Annotated in this window: 16 protein-coding genes; 10 read left to right on the forward strand and 6 right to left on the reverse strand. The window is 71.2% G+C overall.

Going from position 1 to position 16,973, the window contains the following annotated elements; genetic code table 11:
* Positions 1-120 precede the first annotated feature (120 nt).
* From C4V41_RS23700 to C4V41_RS23710, 3 genes are read right to left on the reverse strand one after another with little or no spacing between them, the layout of a single operon-like run.
* Positions 121-777 (reverse strand): TetR/AcrR family transcriptional regulator, encoded by a 657-nt coding sequence (locus C4V41_RS23700; protein WP_103958114.1) that lies wholly within the window; start codon positions 775-777, stop codon positions 121-123.
* Positions 774-2,507, reverse strand: a complete 1,734-nt coding sequence (locus tag C4V41_RS23705; RefSeq protein ID WP_103958115.1) for a bifunctional sugar phosphate isomerase/epimerase/4-hydroxyphenylpyruvate dioxygenase family protein — start codon at positions 2,505-2,507, stop codon at positions 774-776. The genes C4V41_RS23700 and C4V41_RS23705 overlap by 4 nt, the downstream gene beginning before the upstream one ends.
* A 9-nt stretch (positions 2,508-2,516) precedes the next feature.
* Positions 2,517-3,362: a shikimate dehydrogenase gene (locus C4V41_RS23710; RefSeq protein ID WP_103958116.1), complete on the reverse strand. Its 846-nt coding sequence runs from the start codon at positions 3,360-3,362 to the stop codon at positions 2,517-2,519.
* Positions 3,363-3,502: 140 nt separating this feature from the next.
* Here C4V41_RS23710 and C4V41_RS23715 point away from each other — a divergent pair, with 140 nt between their 5' ends.
* The 4 genes from C4V41_RS23715 (at position 3,503) to C4V41_RS23735 (ending at position 10,728) form a co-directional block, all read left to right on the forward strand.
* Complete coding sequence (locus tag C4V41_RS23715) at positions 3,503-4,846, forward strand: ligand-binding sensor domain-containing protein (RefSeq protein ID WP_146103754.1); 1,344 nt, start codon at positions 3,503-3,505, stop codon at positions 4,844-4,846.
* An 83-nt stretch (positions 4,847-4,929) separates the two neighbouring features.
* The gene (locus tag C4V41_RS23725) at positions 4,930-5,529 is read left to right on the forward strand and encodes a fascin domain-containing protein (RefSeq protein ID WP_200824172.1); all 600 of its coding nucleotides are present in this window, start codon (positions 4,930-4,932) and stop codon (positions 5,527-5,529) included.
* Positions 5,530-5,676: 147 nt separating this feature from the next.
* Positions 5,677-10,437, forward strand: coding sequence for a GH92 family glycosyl hydrolase (locus tag C4V41_RS23730; RefSeq protein ID WP_200824173.1), 4,761 nt, complete (start codon positions 5,677-5,679; stop codon positions 10,435-10,437).
* 6 nt (positions 10,438-10,443) lie between these two features.
* Entirely contained in the window at positions 10,444-10,728 is a 285-nt protein-coding gene (locus C4V41_RS23735) for a hypothetical protein (RefSeq protein WP_103958119.1), read from the forward strand.
* Positions 10,729-10,887: 159 nt separating this feature from the next.
* Here C4V41_RS23735 and C4V41_RS23740 read toward each other — a convergent pair whose 3' ends face one another.
* Positions 10,888-11,763: a LysR family transcriptional regulator gene (locus C4V41_RS23740; protein WP_103958120.1), complete on the reverse strand. Its 876-nt coding sequence runs from the start codon at positions 11,761-11,763 to the stop codon at positions 10,888-10,890.
* A gap of 76 nt (positions 11,764-11,839) precedes the next feature.
* Between C4V41_RS23740 and C4V41_RS63135 the strand changes: the two genes are divergently transcribed.
* Positions 11,840-11,986 (forward strand): hypothetical protein, encoded by a 147-nt coding sequence (locus C4V41_RS63135; RefSeq protein ID WP_200824174.1) that lies wholly within the window; start codon positions 11,840-11,842, stop codon positions 11,984-11,986.
* Between the two features lie 101 nt (positions 11,987-12,087).
* Here C4V41_RS63135 and C4V41_RS23745 read toward each other — a convergent pair whose 3' ends face one another.
* On the reverse strand, positions 12,088-12,726 hold the full coding sequence (locus tag C4V41_RS23745; RefSeq protein ID WP_103958121.1) for a TetR/AcrR family transcriptional regulator: 639 nt from the start codon (positions 12,724-12,726) through the stop codon (positions 12,088-12,090).
* 129 nt (positions 12,727-12,855) lie between these two features.
* Between C4V41_RS23745 and C4V41_RS23750 the strand changes: the two genes are divergently transcribed.
* From C4V41_RS23750 to C4V41_RS23760, 3 genes are all read left to right on the forward strand, one after another.
* Positions 12,856-14,037: an NAD(P)/FAD-dependent oxidoreductase gene (locus C4V41_RS23750; protein ID WP_103958122.1), complete on the forward strand. Its 1,182-nt coding sequence runs from the start codon at positions 12,856-12,858 to the stop codon at positions 14,035-14,037.
* Positions 14,038-14,083: 46 nt separating this feature from the next.
* A complete protein-coding gene (locus C4V41_RS23755; protein WP_103958123.1) occupies positions 14,084-15,295 on the forward strand; it encodes a cytochrome P450 in 1,212 nt (403 codons plus the stop codon).
* A 64-nt stretch (positions 15,296-15,359) separates the two neighbouring features.
* The gene (locus C4V41_RS23760; protein ID WP_103958124.1) at positions 15,360-15,551 is read left to right on the forward strand and encodes a ferredoxin; all 192 of its coding nucleotides are present in this window, start codon (positions 15,360-15,362) and stop codon (positions 15,549-15,551) included.
* A gap of 42 nt (positions 15,552-15,593) precedes the next feature.
* On the opposite strand, the gene C4V41_RS23765 is transcribed toward C4V41_RS23760, so the two are convergent.
* Positions 15,594-16,049, reverse strand: coding sequence for a MarR family winged helix-turn-helix transcriptional regulator (locus tag C4V41_RS23765; RefSeq protein ID WP_103958125.1), 456 nt, complete (start codon positions 16,047-16,049; stop codon positions 15,594-15,596).
* 91 nt (positions 16,050-16,140) lie between these two features.
* Here C4V41_RS23765 and C4V41_RS23770 point away from each other — a divergent pair, with 91 nt between their 5' ends.
* Positions 16,141-16,320: a hypothetical protein gene (locus C4V41_RS23770; RefSeq protein ID WP_103958126.1), complete on the forward strand. Its 180-nt coding sequence runs from the start codon at positions 16,141-16,143 to the stop codon at positions 16,318-16,320.
* A 53-nt stretch (positions 16,321-16,373) separates the two neighbouring features.
* Complete coding sequence (locus C4V41_RS23775; RefSeq protein WP_160150370.1) at positions 16,374-16,970, forward strand: NAD(P)-dependent oxidoreductase; 597 nt, start codon at positions 16,374-16,376, stop codon at positions 16,968-16,970.
* Positions 16,971-16,973 lie beyond the last annotated feature (3 nt).

Below are 16,973 nucleotides of genomic sequence, written 5' to 3' on the forward strand. Positions count from 1 at the left end.
AGGGAGTGGCGCGATGGCAGAAAACTAACTCACTGGTTCGTACATTACAAGGGTGTTGCCGATCGGTTACCCACCGAACACTACGAAGTTACTGCAGCCCCGCGTTACTGGAGCCCCGCGTTATCGCTGCTCGGCGTTGCCACAGAGATAGCCCACGACCATCTCGCCCACCATCCGCCGCAGCCGGGCCCGGTGCTCGGGCGCGGTCATGTCGCGGCCGAACAGGGCTCCGAACGTGTGCTGGTTGGCCACCCGGAAGAAGCAGAACGCGCTGATCATCATGTGCACGTCGATGGCGTCGGCCTCGGTGACGAAGTCGCCCGAGACCTGCCCGGCGTCGAGGATCCTGGAGATGAGGTCGAGCACCGGCGTGCCCAGGTTGGCCAGGGCCTCCGACTTGCGGATGTGCTCGGCCTGGTGGATGTTCTCGATCGAGACGAGCTGGATGAAGTCGCGGTGCGCGTCGTGGTGGTCGAACGTCAGCTCGGCCAGCGTCCTGATCGCGGCCACCGGCGCCAGGTGCTCCACGTCGACCGTGCGCTCGACCTCGCGCACCTCGGCGTAGGCCTTCTCCAGGACGGCGATGTAGAGCCGCTCCTTGCTGCCGAAGTAGTAGTAGATCATGCGCTTGGTGGTGCGCATGCGCTCGGCGATCTCGTCGACCCTGGCCCCGGCGTAACCGTGCCTGGCGAACTCGCTCTGCGCCACCTCAAGGATCTCCGCCTTCGTGCGGTCGGCGTCCCGCTGACGTTCGGAGGTGGCGGGCTGCGAGGTCATCCGCCCATCATAGGCTGGCCCGCGTGCTGGACGGCGAGCCGGATCGGGGCATTTCCGGCACCATACCCCTGGTAGCCGCCCACCCGCTGGACGAGCTCGAAGAACACCCGGCCGACCGTGACCGTGTACAGGTGCAGGAACTCGCCGTGCTCGTCGCGGTCGTACAGGACGCCCAGCTCCCGCAGCTCCGGGCTCACCTCGTGGCGGGCCTCCAGGTCGTCGTAGTAGTTGCCGGGGATGGGCAGCAGCAGCTCCGGATGCGCGGCGCGCAGCTCGCGGGCGATCGCGAGCAGGTCCGTGCAGGCCAGGGCGACGTGCTGCCACGGCGTCTGGCCGGCGCCGACCTGGGCGATGTTGAGCACCATGCGGACCCCGGAGCCCGTGGACATCGCCTTGCTGCGCAGCAGTCCGTACGGGTCGGGCAGCTCCAGGCTCTCCTGCGGGCGCAGGCCCAGCACACTGCGGTAGAACAGCGCGGCCTCGTCGAAGTAGTGCGGCGGCTGGGTGAGCGCGACGTGGTCGACGCCGGTGATCTGCCCGGGGACGGGCGCGCCGGGGCCGAAGTCGCCGAGCCAGGCGGTGTCGCAGAAGAAGATCTCGGTGCCGTCCGGGGCGGCGACGGCGTCCAGCGGCACCTCCTCCGGCGCGCGCTCGCGCGGCAGGACCGGCGACAGCAGCGACTCGGCGTGCTTGACCGCCCCGCCGGGGTCCGGGCTGTCGAGGCCGATGGCGATCAGCGCGGCGTCGCCCCCGGTGTCGTTCAGCAGCAGCCGCGCCCCGCCCTGCCACCACAGCTCGACCGGTTTGCTGGGATGCGAGCCGGTCCGCGCGAAGCCCAGCGCGCCCAGCACCTCGCGCAGTTCGCCGGTGGCGGCCAGCTCGGTGAAGGCGAAGCCGGTCGGCACGCAGGGATGCGCCGCGCCGGCCAGCTCCCGCTCCACGGCGACGAGGGAGCGCATCCCGTCCGTGGCGATCCGCCCGGTGCCGGCCTGGCGGAAGTGGTCGTTGAAGATCTCCAACGAGAGCGGCCCCGCGTAGCCGGCGTTCAGCGCGTGCCGGACCAGCCCGGCGACGTCGAAGTTGCCCTGGCCCGGGAAGCAGCGGTGGTGGCGGCTCCACTGGAGCACGTCCATGGCCAGCAGCGGCGCGTCGGAGAGCTGGAGGAAGAAGATCTTCTCGCCGGGGATCGCCTCGATGCCGATGGGGTCGGAGCCGCGCGACAGGATGTGGAAGCTGTCCAGGCAGGTGCCCAGGTTCGGGTGGTCCGCCATCTGGACGAGCCGCCAGGCGTGCAGATACTCGTTGACGTGCCGGCCCCACGCCAGCGCCTCGTACGCGATCCTGACGCCGTGCTCGGCGGCCCGCTCGGCCAGCAGCCGCAAGTGGGCGGCGGCCAGCGCGTCGTCGCCCACCGCCAGCGGTGAGACGTTCGAGCAGACCAGCAGCAGGTCAGCGCCGAGCCGCTCCATCAGCCGGAACTTGTGCTCCGCCCGCTCCAGACCGGCCGCCAGCATCGGCGGGGGCAGGGCCTCGAAGTCGCGGAACGGCTGGTACAGGTCGATGGTGAGACCCAGGTCGGCGGCCATCGCGCGGATGTCCTCCGGCGGCAGCGGGCAGACGAGCAGGTCGTTCTCGAAGATCTCCACGCCGTCGAACCCGGCCGCCGCGATGGCGGCCAGCTTCTCGGTCAGCGTGCCGCTCACCGACACGGTCGCGATCGACTTGCGCATGGCTTCTCCTCAGGCGTTGACCAGGTCTGTCAGGTGGGCGAGCATCCGCTCGGCGTCGGGGGTACGGCCCGTGAAGAGCCGGAAGGCGTGGGCGGCCTGGAAGACCACCATCCCGCTGCCGTCGAGCGTCCGGCAGCCCAGGGCCCGCGCCTGTTTCAGCAGCTCGGTCTCCAGCGGCCGGTACACGATGTCGGCCACCCACAGCCCGGGGCGCAGCAGGGAGGCGGGCAGCGGCAGCCCCGGGTGGTGGGCCATGCCGGTGGGCGTGGCGTGCACCAGGCCGTCGGCCCCGGCGAGCAGCCCGGGCAGGTCGTCCTGGGCGGCGGGCCGGGCGCGTTCCGCGCCGTAACGGCCGGCGAGCTGGGCGGCCAGCTCCGTGGCGCGGGCGGGGTCGGCGTCCACGACGGTGACGTGATCGGCGCCCAGGGTGAGCAGCGCGTGCGCGACCGCCGCCCCCGCTCCGCCCGCGCCGAGTTGCACGACCCGCCGCGTGGGGGCATCCGGCAGGCCGCGCGCGAACGACTCGGCGAAGCCCGTCCAGTCGGTGTTGTGGCCGATGGCCCGCTCGCCGTCGAAGACCACCGTGTTGACCGCGCCCAGCATGCGGGCGTCGTCCGACAGCTCGTCCAGATGCGGGATGACGGCCTGTTTGCAGGGGTGGGTGATGTTGAGCCCGTCGTAGCCGAACCGGCGGGCCGTCCGCACCAGCTCGCCCACGTCGGAGCCGAGCCGGTCGGTGTCGAGCAGCCGGTAGACGTAGTGCAGCCCGTGGCAGGCGGCTTCCCGCTCGTGCAGCGGCGGGCTGAGCGAGGGACCGATGCCCGAGCCGATCAGCCCGGTCAGGAACGACGCCATCAGTGCTCCTCTTCAGACAATGTCTCTAATGTACGTACTAGTACGTTAGCTGACTAGTGGGCACCCGACGATCAGGATCATTGACGCACCCTCGCCCTCGGATTACGGTCAAGACCGATATTCCGAGTGAGAGGAACGGCATGTTAAGACTCGCCCTTCCGGTGGTCATGGTCATGGCCATGACCATGGCGGCCGCCCCGGCACACGCCGCCGATCTGCGCCTGCCCAACGGCGACTTCGACGACGGCCTCACCGGCTGGAGCGGCTCGCACAGCCCGGGCGGCGTCACCGCCGTGACCTGGGAGGGCCGCACGACCGCCCGGGTGAGCGACACCGGGACCGGCGCCGCCTACGGACGGGAGAGCCTGCCCGGCCTGCCCGCCACGGCGGGCACCCGGTACGCCGCCTACGCCCGGGTGTGGGCCGACAGCGGCACCGCCGACCTCTACCTGCGCTTCCGCGGATCGTCGGGACAGCTCCTGGGCAGCGCGTACACCTCGGTCACCGGCCGGCGCTGGAACGAGGTCACCACCACCGGCGTGGCGCCCGCCGGCACGACGACGGTCTCCGCGCTCATCTACTCCGGCACCGCCAACGTGGGCACCGCGTACTGGGACGAGGTGATGATCGGCAAGGGCGCCACCGACCTCGGCATCCAGATCGAGAGCAGCGTCCCGAACGCCACCACCTTCGACGCCACCAGCGCCTACGCCCTCTACACCGGCACGAACGACACCAACCCGCAACTCGCCGTGATCGACCTGGCCACGGAGAAGGTGACCAGGAGGCTCACCCTCCCGGACAGCGCGACCACGCCCACGGTCGGCGGCTGGGCCGCGGCCACCGCCACCGACGGCCGGATCTACCTCGGCACCTATCCCAACTCCATCCTCTACCGGTACGTGCCGGGCCAGACGACGGTGACCGGCCTCGGCCGGGCGGAGGGCGGCTACTCCTTCATCTGGGACCTGGAGCCGGGCGCGGGCGGCAAGGTGTACGGCGGCACCTCCACGCGCGGGGCGCTCGGCGTCAACCCGGTCTACGCCCCTGGCGCGTCGGCCGTGATCTTCTCCTATGACCCGGTCACCGGCGACGTGCTCCCGTACCCGCTCCCGCTCACCGCCCCCAAGGCCGTCACCGTGCTGACCGAGGTGGACGGCCAGGTGTGGGGGCTGGCGGGCGGGTCGCTGCTCACGTTCGACCCGGCCCGCCCCAGCGAGACGATGGCGGCGAAGCGGCTGTTCGCCGACCCGGACTATGCCGCCCGGCAGGGGTCGGCCTGGCGGGACGGCGTGCTGCTCACGGTGGCCAGGGACCCCGCCCACGTGTACGGCACGGCGGGCGACCAGATCTTCAAGATCAGCAAGTCGGCGAAGGCGGTGACCGTGCTGCTGACCGAGCCCGGCGTGGAAGGGCTCACGGCGGACCGGTTCGGCAACCTCTACTACAAGATCAACGACCGGTTGCACCGGCTGGCGACCTGATCTGTCACGGCCCGGAACCTGGTGGAACGCCCTTCTCGATGAGGAGCCCGGAAGATCCGGACTCCGCCTCACGAGGAGAACGTATGAACATCAGGAACGTCGCGGCCCTGGCCGCCGCCGTCATCACCATGATCGTGGTGATGGCCGGGCTGAGCACGCCCGCCACGGCGACGGCCAGGGCCGCGGGCTCACAGGCCGCCACTGAGACAGCCACTGGGACAGCCACTGGGACAGCCACTGGGACAGCCGCTGGGACAGCTACTGCGGCGCTCACCTGCACCTTCCGCACCTTCAACACCGGACACTTCGTCACGGCGGTCGGCGGTGGCGGCCGCGTCACGGACGTCATCCACACGGACGCGGTCCAGGCTCTGGCCTGGGAGAAGTTCACGCTCCTTCCCACGGCGGACGGCCGTTACGGGATCAGGACGGTCAGCGGGCACCTCCTCACGGCCGTGGGCGGCGGGGGCCGCGTCACGGACGTGATCCACTCGGACGCGACCAACCTGCTGGCCTGGGAGAAGTTCAGGCTCAACCACGTGGGCAACGGCGTGTACTCCATCCAGACGAACACGGGCCACTTCCTCACCGCCGTCGGGGGCGGCGGCAGGGTCACCGACGTCATCCACTCCGACGCGACGGTGGCGAAGTCGTGGGAGTGGTTCCGGCTGAGCTGCGTCTGATCTCCGCCCTGATCGAAGGCGCCGGCCCCGGGCCGGCGCCTTTCCCGTTGCCCTTGACACGGCCCTCCTGTTTTGAAAACTTCCTTTACAGATCGGCAGTTGACAACGTTGTCAAGCACCCCCGTGGCACGCTGAGAGGTCCCCCCGATGAAGCACTCTCACCGACGCTCCCTCCTGACCGCGCTCTTATCCCCTGTCGTCGCACTGATCATCGCCGCACCCGCGGCCGCCGCACTGACCTTCGAGGCGAATTTGGATCCCATCCCCAATCCGGGCCCTTCGGGCACCCCGGCCCCCACCACCTCCTACAGCCCGCCCCCCGATCCGCGCACCACCGAACCGGCCGCCTCGGCCGACGAGGTGCGGCGGGCGGCGCGGGACGGGCAGGTGCTGGCCCAGAGCGAGGGAGCGGCCTTCGCCACCTCGTTCGAGCCGGGCGACCCGCCGCCGACCTGGGTCAACACCACCGAGACCAACGCCCGCGGCGTCAAGAAGGCCGCCAACGTCACCGGCAGCCTGCCCGGCGGCATCGAGGGCGGCGTCTCGGACAAGGTCACCCGGGTCACCGCCAGCGGCGAGTACACGGCCGGCGGCGAGGTGAAGGAGAACCTGGCCGACAGTGACGTCAACACGAAGTGGCTGGTGTTCACCGGCACCGGCTGGGCCCAGTACGCGCTGTCCGAACCGGTCGCGGTCGTGCACTACGCGCTGACCTCCGCCAACGACGCCCCCGAGCGCGACCCGCGCGACTGGCAGCTCCAGGGTTCGCAGGACGGCCAGAGCTGGACCACCCTGGACACCCGCACCGGCGAGACGTTCGCGAGCCGCCTGCTGCGCAAGGAATACCGGTTCACCAACACGACCGCCTACGCCCACTACCGGCTGAACGTCACCCGGGTCGGCAGCGGTTCGACGCTGCAGCTCGCGGAGTGGGAGCTGTCGGACGGCCGGACCGGCCCCCGGCCGCCCAGCGACATGCGCAGCCAGGTCGGCACAGGCCCAAGTGGCGGATTCGTCGCCAAGCCGCGGGCCGGCTTCTCCGGGACGCACGCCTTCCAGTACGCGGGCGGCACCACCGCGCAGACCGGCGGCCACTCCACCAACAAGGTGTTCGAGGTGGACATCCCGGTCACCGCCACGACGGAGCTTTCGTACCTGGTCTTTCCCGAGTTCACCGCGGCCGACCTGCGCTATCCCAGCACGTACGTCTCCGTGGACCTGCTGTTCGAGGACGGCACCTACCTCAGCGACCTGAAGGCCGTCGACCAGCACGGGGTGCGCGTCGCGCCACGGCAGCAGGGCGCGTCCAAGACCCTCTACGCCGACCAGTGGAACTACAAGCGCTCCCTGATCGGCGAGGTGGCCCAGGGCAAGCGCATCGAGCGCATCCTGGTGGCCTACGACAGCCCCGCCGGTCCGGCCGGGTTCCGCGGGTGGGTGGACGACATCAAGATCGTCTCGGCGCGGAAGCGGCAGCCGTACGACGCGGGCCTCGCGCGGGGCCGGCAGGCCGGGCCCTCCCAGTACGTGAGCACCACCCGGGGCACGAACTCCACCGGCGGATTCTCGCGCGGGAACAACTTCCCGGCCACCGCGGTGCCGCACGGGTTCAACTTCTGGACCCCGATGACCAACGCCGGCTCGATCAGCTGGCTCTACGAGTACCACCGGGCCAACAACGCCGCCAACCTGCCGGAGATCCAGGCGTTCACCGCCAGCCACGAGCCCAGCCCGTGGATGGGCGACCGGCAGACGTTCCAGTTCATGCCCTCCGTGGCCGAGGGGGCGCCGGATCCGTCGCGTACCGCGCGGGCGCTGCCGTTCCGCCACGAGCGGGAGGTCGCGTCGCCGCACCTGTACGCGGTCACCTTCGACAACGGCCTCAAGACCGAGATCGCGCCGACCGACCACGCCGCCCTGGCCCGCTTCACCTTCCCCGGCTCCTCGGCCAAGCTGATCTTCGACAATGTCGGCAACAGCGGCGGCCTCACCCTCGACGTGTCCGGCGGCGCCGTCACCGGCTACTCCGACGTGCGCAGCGACCTGTCCACCGGCGCCACCCGGATGTTCTACTACGCCGTCTTCGACCGCCCGGTCACCGGCGGCGCCAAGCTGACCGGGCAGGGCCGCGACAACGTGCTCGGCTACCTGTCCTTCGACGCGGGCGCGAGCCGTACGGTGAGCATGCGCATCGCGTCCTCGCTGATCAGCGTGGAGCAGGCCAGGCGGAACCTGGAGCTGGAGATCGCCGCCACCGACACGCTGGAGACGGTGAGCGAGCGGGCTCAGCGGGCCTGGGACGCCAAGCTGGGCGTCATCGAGGTGGAGGGCGCGAGCGACGACCAGCTCGCCACGCTCTACTCCAACCTCTACCGGCTGTTCCTCTATCCCAACTCGGGCTTCGAGAACACCGGCACCGCGGCCGCGCCGGTGTACAGGCACGCCGTCCAGTCCGGCACCACGTCGCCGCCGGTCGCGCGGGTGGCGGACGGCAAGGTGTACGTCAACAACGGCTTCTGGGACACCTACCGCACGACCTGGCCCGCGTACGCGCTGCTCACGCCGAAGACGGCGGGCGAGATGGTCGACGGGTTCGTCCGGCAGTACGAGGACGGCGGCTGGATCGCCCGCTGGTCGTCGCCGGGCTACGCCGACCTGATGGTCGGCACGAGCTCCGACGTCGCCTTCGCCGACGCCTACCTCAAGGGCGTGACCGGCTTCGACGCCAAGAAGGCGTACGAGGCCGCCGTCAAGAACGCCACCGTCGCCCCGCCCACCCGCCACGTGGGCCGCAAGGGCCTGCCCACCTCCGTCTTCCTCGGCTACACGAGCATCCAGTCCACCGGCGAGGCCATGTCGTGGGCGATGGACGGCTACATCAACGACTACGGCATCGCGAACATGGCCAAGGCCCTCGCCGAGCGCGCCACCGGGGCGGAGCGGGCCCGCTACCTGGAGGAGCACGAATACTTCAGGAACCGGGCACTCAACTACGTGCACATGTTCGACCCGGCCACGGGCTTCTTCCAGGGCCGGAACGCCGACGGCTCCTTCCGCCGCAAGCCGGGCGCCTACGACCCGCGCACGTGGGGCTTCGACTACACCGAGACCAACGGCTGGAACATGGCCTTCCACGTGCCGCAGGACGGCCGCGGCCTGGCCAACCTCTACGGCGGCGCGGACAAGCTGGCGGCCAAGCTGGACACGTTCTTCGCCACCCAGGAGACGGCGCTGTTCCCCGGCTCGTACAACGGGATCATCCACGAGATGCGCGAGGCCCGCGACATCCGCATGGGCCAGTACGGCCACAGCAACCAGCCCTCGCACCACCTCGCCTACATGTACGACTACGCCGGTCAGCCCTGGAAGACCCAGGAGAAGGTACGCGAGGCGCTCTCCCGGCTCTACCTGGGCAGCGAGATCGGCCAGGGCTACCCGGGCGACGAGGACAACGGCGAGATGTCGGCCTGGCAGGTCTTCAGCGCGCTCGGCTTCTACCCGCTGCAGATGGGCAGCCCGTCCTACGCGATCGGCTCGCCGCTGTTCAAGAAGGCGACCCTGCACCTGGAGGGCGGCAAGAAGCTGGTCGTCAGCGCGCCGGGCAACAGCGCGCTCAACGTCTACGTACAGGGCGTGAAGGTCAACGGGAAGGCATACGACAAGACGTACCTGCCGCACGACCTGATCGCCAAGGGCGGCGAGCTGGAGTTCACGATGGGGCCGCGGCCGTCGCGCTGGGGCACCGGCGCGGGCGCCGCACCGCCGTCGATCACCGGCGACGACCGCGTGCCCGAGCCGCTGCGCGACGCCACGGGACCGGGGCGCGGCACGGCGTCGGCGGCGGGCGGCGCCAACGTGAACGCGCTGTTCGACGACGACTCGGCCACCCGGGCGACACTCCCCGAGTGGGTCCGCTACTCCTTCGCCGACCAGCGCCAGATCCGCTTCTACACGCTCACCTCGGGCGCCGGCCAGCCGTCCGAGGACCCGGCCGGCTGGGTCCTGGAGGGCTCCGCCGACGGCGAGGCGTGGAAGGTGCTCGACGAGCGGTCGGGCGAGTCGTTCCAGTGGCGGCTGCAGACGCGCCCGTTCAAGATCGCGAACCCCGGCGCGTACGACCACTACCGGATCAGGTTCACCGGCGGCACGTCGCTCGCGGAGATCGAACTGCTCGCCCCCGCGCCGCCGGCCACCTCTCCGCTGGTCATCGAGGCCGCCGGCGCCTTCGCCGGGCCGGGAGAGACCGTGACGCTCCCGGTGACGGTCGCCAACCACGCCGCCGGGCCCGCCTCCGGGCGGCTGACGGTGACCGGGCCGCAGGGCTGGACGATCCAGCCGGCCGCCGCCGACTTCGGGCCCATCGCCGCGGGGGCGTCCCAGACGCTGTCGTTCCAGGTGGTGGTGCCCGCGACGACGGGTCCCGGCAGCCACGTGGTCCGGCTCGCCGCGACCTCCGGCCAGGGTCCAGCCACCGAGCAGGTCGCGATCACGGTGATCGGTGACACCGTGGAGTTCACCCCCGGCACCGCGGCCGAGGCTCCGTGGCTGCTGGAGGAGGACGGGTCCCAGCTCAACGGCGAGGTCTTCGACGGGCGGGCCCGGTTCACCGACGGCGACAGCCACGCCACCTACCGGTTCCAGCTCCCGCCGCAGGTGAGCGGGGGTTCGCTGACGCTGGACATCGGCAACCAGTTCCTGGTGCGGGTCTCGCCCGACAACCGGACCTGGCGGACGGTGCTGCAGGAGAGCGCCAACGTGCGCGACCTGTCCAACCGGTCGCCGCGCACGCTGGACCTGAACGAGCTGCGCGGGACGGCCCAGACGTTCTACCTGCGCGTCGAGGACAGCCAGCCGCAGGACGGCTGGGGGGCCTGGCTCGCCAGGGTGCGACTGGACCTGCGCCGCTGACGAAGCGTGCCCGGGGACTCCGCGTCCCCGGGCACCGGCCGAGGGGACGACCGCAGGACGCTGATCACGATCCGGCCCAAGGTGACGGACAGCCGTTCGCGCACTTCGTCCCGTGTCAGCGCCCACGAGCCGCTGTTCTCCTCACAGGACTGCGTGACACCGGAACAGGTCGGGGCGTTCTTCACGCCCTTCGCCACCTCCTTGACCGGCGCATCGGCCGGGAAGACCCAGACCTCTACCGTCTGGGGCCCTTCCAGCCAGCCGGAGGGCACCGAACGCTCGTCGTTGTGACCACCCGATCCCCCGCGGCACCGTCCGACTCCACCGCTGCGCTCACCACCTCTCGTCCTCTGGCTGATCACGACCCAGGCTTCGGGATCGTCGCAGACCACCTTGGGCGAGGGCCTCGACGACGACACCGCGCTCCTGGCCCTCGGGGTGCCCGTGTGATCACCGCACGGCGGTGAGCTGCTTCAGCAGCGCGTTCGCGGCCGGGTTGGCGAGATCGGGGCCGCGACCGGCCAGGACCACGGTCCTGAGCGGGTCGGGCTGCCGGATCCGTACGCCGGGCAGCCCCGCCGACTCGGCGACCTGCCGGGGCACGATGGCCACCCCGATGCCCGCCCGGACGAGGTCGGCCAGCAGCCGGATCTGGGTGACCTCGCAGGTGATCTGCCGGTTCAGCCCGCAGTGGGCGGCCAGCCGCCGCACGGTGGTCTCCAGCCCGGTGCCCGCCCGGAAGTCCACGAACGGCTCGGCGACCAGGTCGGACAGCAGGGTGCGCCCCGCTCCGGCCAGCCGGTGTTCGGGGGCGGTCATCAGCACCAGCTCCTCCTGCCAGGAGGCGAAGCCGGTCAGCCCGTCGGGTAGCCCGGAGTCGTCCAGGGCGAGGTAGGCCAGGTCCAGCTCGCGGGCCAGCAGCGCGTCGAGCAGGTCTTCGGTGGTGGCGTCGCGGACCGAGATCTGCACGCCGGGCCAGGCCCGGTGGAAGGCGGCCAGCTCGCGGGGCAGATCGACGCTGGTGAGCGTCTGGATCGTCCCGATGGCCACCCGCCCGGCGCTCAGGCCGGTCACCGCCGAGACCGCCTCGCGCGCCGCGTCGGCCTCGGCCAGCAGCGCCCGCGCGGCCGGCAGGAACGCCTCTCCCGCCGGGCTGAGCAGGGGCCGGCGGCCGGTCCGTTCGAACAGCTCGGCGCCGAGCTCGCGCTCCAGCTTGCGGATCGAGGAGCTGAGCGCGGACTGCACGATCAGCTCGGCCCGCGCCGCCGCGGTGAAGCTGCCGTGCGTGGTGACGGCCACGAAATGCCGGACCTGGCGAATTTCCACCCATCTAATCTAGAGATGGGTGTCAGCGCAGAGAAGTGTTGGACCGATGGGTGGGACGGCGACCAGGCTGGGTGCCGTGAACCGAGTACCCCGTCTGTGGGCCCTGGCCTACGCCCCTCACCACCCTGCCCCGCTCCGCCTGGCGGCCCGCGCCGCGCTGCGGGTGGCCGGCTTCTTCCGCCTGCTGGCACAGGCCGACCACCAGACATTTCTGACGCACTGACCCCCTGCTCCATGCGACAAAAACGCCACTCCCCTCTTTGGATCACGTTCGTGACGCCGTGAGCGGTTTCAGGGCGGCCACCACGACGTGGCCGCCCCTTTTCACGTGTCCAGCCGGTGCAGCGAGGCGAACAACGGCCACGTCAGAGCGGCCATCTCGGCCGGGGTGCGCGGGCAGCCGCGTTGCAGCCAGTCGGCGGCCACCCCGATGAGCGCCCCGGCGGTGAACGCGGCCGGGACGTCGTGCGGCCCCTCCGGCGGCCCGTCCGGCGGTGAGCCGCCCCGCTGCGGCAACTCGCCCCCGGCCACGGCCTGCCGCATGAGGTCGTGAATCGCCACGGTGGTGCGGCGGCGGATGTGGTCGGCCACGCGCGCGCTGCCCTGCGGCCCCAGCAGCGCGCGGTAGAGCCCGGCGTGCTCGGCGAGGCTGGCGAAGAACGCCTGGAGCGACTGGGTCGCCTCCTCCCCGGGATCCGCCGTCCCCGGCCCTGGCACGGGCAGCGACTCGATCAGGGCGTCGATCATCGCGGTGCACGCCGCCTCGGCGAGTTCGTGCACGTCGCGGTAGTGGTCGTAGAAGGTCGAGCGGCTCACCTCGGCACGTTCGGCGACGTCGGCGACGGTGACCCGGGCGAGGTCACGTTCCGCGACGAGTTGAAGGAGCGCGCGTGCCAGGGCCGAATGAGTGCGGCGCACGCGCCTGTCGCCCGCGGGCGCGCTGCCGCTCTTTGTCGTGGCCACGTCGTTAACCCTACCTTCAACCTACACTTGTACGATTTCCGACACCTGTAGGGTAACCTGAAGTCAAGGACGACCGAAAGGATCACGTCATATGCCCATGCGTGCCCTTGCCCGCCGGAGCGAGGCCCGGTGACTCCGCCCGAGAGCATCCTGATCGTCGGCGCGTCGGCCGCCGGGCTGAGCACGGCCGAGGCGTTGCGGCGGCACGGATACCAGGGCCGGCTGACGATGCTGGGCGCCGAGCTCCATGCCCCCTACGACCGGCCGCCGCTGTCGAAGCAGATCCTGGCCGGCGACTGGGAGCCCGCCCGCGCCCAGCTCCGCGAGCGCGCGCAGCTCGACGCCCTGGGCGCCGACCTCGTGCTGGGCGAACCCGCCGTCGCACTGGACGCGGCCACGCGGTCCGTCACCACCGCCTCCGGCCGAGTGCTGCGGGCCGGAGCCGTGGTCATCGCCACCGGCCTGACCCCCCGTCGTCTGCCCGGCCAGGACGGGCTGGCGGGCGTGCACGGGCTGCGCGGCCTGGACGACGCCCTCGCCCTGCGCGCCCACCTGACCGCCGCCAAGCGGCTCGTGGTCGTCGGGGAAGGGGTGCTGGGCGCGGAGATCGCCGCCACCGCCCGCGCCATGGGCCTCGACGTCACCCTCGCCGGCATGGGCCACGCCCTGCTGGGCGACCAGGTCGGCGACGTGGTCGGCGCGATGCTCGGCCGCCTGCACACCGCACGCGGCGTGCGGCTGCGGCTCGGCGTCGCGGTGGAGGGCCTGGTGGGCGACGGCGGGCGGGTCACGGGCGTCCGGCTGGTCACCGGTGAGCTGCTGCCCGCCGACGCGGTCGTGGTGGCCATCGGTTCCCGCCCGGCGACCGGCTGGCTGGCCGGCAGCGGGCTGACCATGGACGACGGGGTGGAGTGCGACGCGCGCTGCCGGGCCGCCGAGGGCGTCTACGCCGTCGGGGACGTGGCCCGCTGGGAGCACGAGGGGCTGGGCAGGCGGCTGCGCCTGGAGAACCGGACCAACGCCACCGAGCAGGCCCAGGTGGTGGCGGCCAACCTGCTCGGCGCCGATCGCGCGTACACGCCGGTCCCGTATTTCTGGACCGACCAGTACGACGTCAAGCTCCAGGCCCACGGCCTCCCGTCGCCGGCGGCCGAGGTGAGCGTCGCCGAGGGCGACCCGGAGGGCAACCGCTTCACCGCCGTCTACCGCGAGGCCGGCCAGGTCACCGGGGTGCTCGGCTGGAACATGGCCAAGCAGGCCCGCCTGCTGCGTCAGGAGCACCTCGCCGGCCAGGCCGTCGCGTCCGCGTGACGGCTCCGCACGGCCGATCACCCATCCATTCACAAGGAGAAGCCTCATGAGTGTGAACGAGCAGGTCCTGCGCTACCCGATCCCCAGCGAGGCGGCGCTGGAGCCGCCCAAGGAGTGGGCGGAGCTGCGCGGCACGTGCCCGGTGGCCCACGTGCGACTGCCCAGTGGCGACCAGGCGACCCTGCTGACCCGGTACGAGGACGTCAAGGAGGTGCTCGCCGACCCGCGTTTCACCCGTCAGCTCAACGCCCCCGACGCGGCCCGGCTGTCGGCGGAGGGCGGCGGGGTGTTCAGCAGTGAGTTCGCGGCGATCATCCCCGACAGCGGCGAGGAGCACCTGCACTGGCGGCGCCTGGTCGGCAAGTGGTTCACCGCCAAGCGCATGGCGGCCCTGCGACCCCGGATGGCGCAGATCGCCGAGGACCTCCTCGACGAGATGATCGAGCGCGGCGCGCCCGGCGACCTCAAGGCGAGCCTGGGCTTCCCGCTGCCGGTGTACGTCATCTGCGACATGCTCGGTGTGCCGGCCGAGGACCGCGACCGGTTCTCGTACTGGTCCGACACGCTGCTCAACCTCACCCGCTACAGCAAGAGCGACATCGACACCGCGCAGGCCGAGTTCTTCCAGTACATGTCCGAGCACGTCGCCGCCAAGCGGGAGCAGCCGGGCGACGACCTGCTCAGCGAGCTGATCGCGGTCGGCGGCCCCGAGGATGGCGGCCTGTCCGACATCCAGATCCTGGTCACCGGCATGGCGCTGCTGGTCGCCGGGCACGAGACCACCGCCAACATGATCGGCAAGATGGTCGGCATGCTGCTGGCCGACCGTGGCCAGTGGGAGAAGCTGCTCGCCGACCCGAAGCTGGTCCGTACGGCCGTGGAGGAGACGCTGCGGCTCGACGCCAACTCCGGGTTCGGCCTGCCGCGCTACCTGCCCGAGGAGACCGAGGTCAGCGGCACGCACCTGCCCAAGGGCACCACCGTGGTGTGCAGCATGGCCTCGGCCAACCGCGACGAGAGCGTCTTCGAGGACGCCGACCAGATGGACCTGAGCCGCAGCCCGAACACGCACCTGTCCTTCGGCGCCGGCGCGCACTCCTGCCTGGGGCAGGCGCTGGCGCGTACCGAGCTGCAGGTCGTGCTCGAAGTGCTGCTCCGCAAGCTCCCGACGCTGGAGCTGGCCGTGCCCGTGGCGGAGCTGGAGCGCGTGGAGGGGCTCGCCGTAGGCGGCCTGGCCACCGTTCCGGTCCGCTGGTGAGTCCGCCGGCGAGTCCGCTGGTGAGTCCACTGGTGAGTCCGCTGGCGAGAGAGAGGAAGACACCATGAAGGTCATCGTCGACGAGGACAAGTGCTGCGGCGCCGGGTCGTGCGTGCTGATCGCGCCGGAGGTGTTCGACCAGCGCGATGAGGACGGCATCGTCATCCTGCTCCAGGCCGAGCCGGGCGACGACCAGCACGATCTGGTACGCGAGGCGGCCGCCGTATGCCCCGGCGCCGCCATCGAACTGGCCTGAGCCGGATGCCCCCCGTGATCATCGCGGGGGGCGTCCGAACCCTCAGGGCGCCTCGCGCCGCGTCGCCGCGATCACCCGCGTCAGCGACCGGTGCAGCTCCTGCAGCTCTTCGAGGCTCATCCCGAGCCGCGCCACGATGGCCGGCGGGATCTTCTCCGCCTCCGCCCGCAGCTTCCGCCCGGCGGGGGTCAGGGTCACGGCCAGCGCCCGCTCGTCCTGGCTGTTGCGCTCGCGGCTGAGGTAGCCCAGCGCCTGGAGCCGCTTGAGCAGCGGCGACAGGGTGCCGGGGTCGAGCTGGAGCAGCTCCCCCAGCTCCTTGACCGACAGCGGTTCGTTCTCCCAGAGCGCGAGCATGACCAGGTATTGCGGATGCGTGAGGCCCATCGGCTGCAGCAGCGGCCGGTAGAGCCCGATCACGCTGCGCGAGGCGACGCTGAGGGCGAAGCACACCTGCCGGTCCAGCGCCAGCAGATCTGTCGCCTCTGTCACAGGCTCCATCGGGACGCACCTCCGGCGGCCTCTGCTAAATTACTTGGTGTACAAACTAATAGCACGCCAATCATTAGCACGCCAACTTCTGGAGAGCCCCGTGTTTCACCGCAAGCCGCTGGAGGAGCGCATCGCCGAGCGCCAGGCCAAGCTCCCTCCCCTGAAGGAGGGCGAGCACTTCGAACACGGCCCGGCCAAGTTCGTGTTCGTGACGCTGATCGCGGCGGTCGTGCTCATGCACGTCGTCGGCCTGGGCGTTGTCATGCACTTCTCTTCCTGAGCGCAATTATGGCACAATGCCATAATGCATATCGCAATGAAGATGATCGCCCCATGAGGCTTCTCGTGATCGGCGCCGCCGGCCGTACCGGCAGGCATGTCCTCACCCAGGGCGTCCGGCGAGGCCATGAGATCACCGCGTTCGCCCGCCGACCCGAGGCCGTGAAGGACGTCACCGGGCTGCGCGACGTGGTGCGCGGAGACGCGACGGACGCCGACGCGCTACGTACCGCGCTGCCCGGCCAGGACGCGGTGATCTGCGCCGTCGGCGGCAGCGGCATCGCGCTCGCCCTGATCGAGGCCATGCCCGAGACCGGGGTGCGGCGGCTGGTGATGACCAGCAGCCGCTCGATCGTCGCCACTCGCCCCCGGCTGGTGGTCGCGCTGGCCTGGCTCGCCTTCCGCGCTCCCTACGCCGACCTGTCCAGGGCCGAGGGCATGCTGCAGGCCAGCGACCTCGACTGGAGCATCGTGCGCGGGACCATGCTCAACGACAAGCCGCCCGCCGGCGGCACCCACATCGACTTCGAGAACGACGCGACCGGTGGCGGCTGGCAACTCACCCGCGCCGACTACGCCACGGCGCTGCTCGACGTCGCGGAGAACCCGGAGCTGATCGGCAGGTCACTCGGTGTCGGCGGCCCGAAGTAGCGA

It is taken from the genome of Nonomuraea solani (assembly GCF_900108335.1).
GTDB lineage: Bacteria > Actinomycetota > Actinomycetes > Streptosporangiales > Streptosporangiaceae > Nonomuraea > Nonomuraea solani.

What these genes read in the sequence shown, in the direction of transcription:
- C4V41_RS23700 (WP_103958114.1), bottom strand. Translation starts at nt 777, where the DNA reads ATGACCTCGCAGCCCGCCACCTCCGAACGTCAGCGGGACGCCGACCGC.
- C4V41_RS23705 (WP_103958115.1), bottom strand. Translation starts at nt 2,507, where the DNA reads ATGCGCAAGTCGATCGCGACCGTGTCGGTGAGCGGCACGCTGACCGAG.
- C4V41_RS23710 (WP_103958116.1), bottom strand. Translation starts at nt 3,362, where the DNA reads ATGGCGTCGTTCCTGACCGGGCTGATCGGCTCGGGCATCGGTCCCTCG.
- C4V41_RS23715 (WP_146103754.1), top strand. Translation starts at nt 3,503, where the DNA reads ATGTTAAGACTCGCCCTTCCGGTGGTCATGGTCATGGCCATGACCATG.
- C4V41_RS23725 (WP_200824172.1), top strand. Translation starts at nt 4,930, where the DNA reads ATGAACATCAGGAACGTCGCGGCCCTGGCCGCCGCCGTCATCACCATG.
- C4V41_RS23730 (WP_200824173.1), top strand. Translation starts at nt 5,677, where the DNA reads ATGAAGCACTCTCACCGACGCTCCCTCCTGACCGCGCTCTTATCCCCT.
- C4V41_RS23755 (WP_103958123.1), top strand. Translation starts at nt 14,084, where the DNA reads ATGAGTGTGAACGAGCAGGTCCTGCGCTACCCGATCCCCAGCGAGGCG.
- C4V41_RS23760 (WP_103958124.1), top strand. Translation starts at nt 15,360, where the DNA reads ATGAAGGTCATCGTCGACGAGGACAAGTGCTGCGGCGCCGGGTCGTGC.
- C4V41_RS23765 (WP_103958125.1), bottom strand. Translation starts at nt 16,049, where the DNA reads ATGGAGCCTGTGACAGAGGCGACAGATCTGCTGGCGCTGGACCGGCAG.
- C4V41_RS23775 (WP_160150370.1), top strand. Translation starts at nt 16,374, where the DNA reads ATGAGGCTTCTCGTGATCGGCGCCGCCGGCCGTACCGGCAGGCATGTC.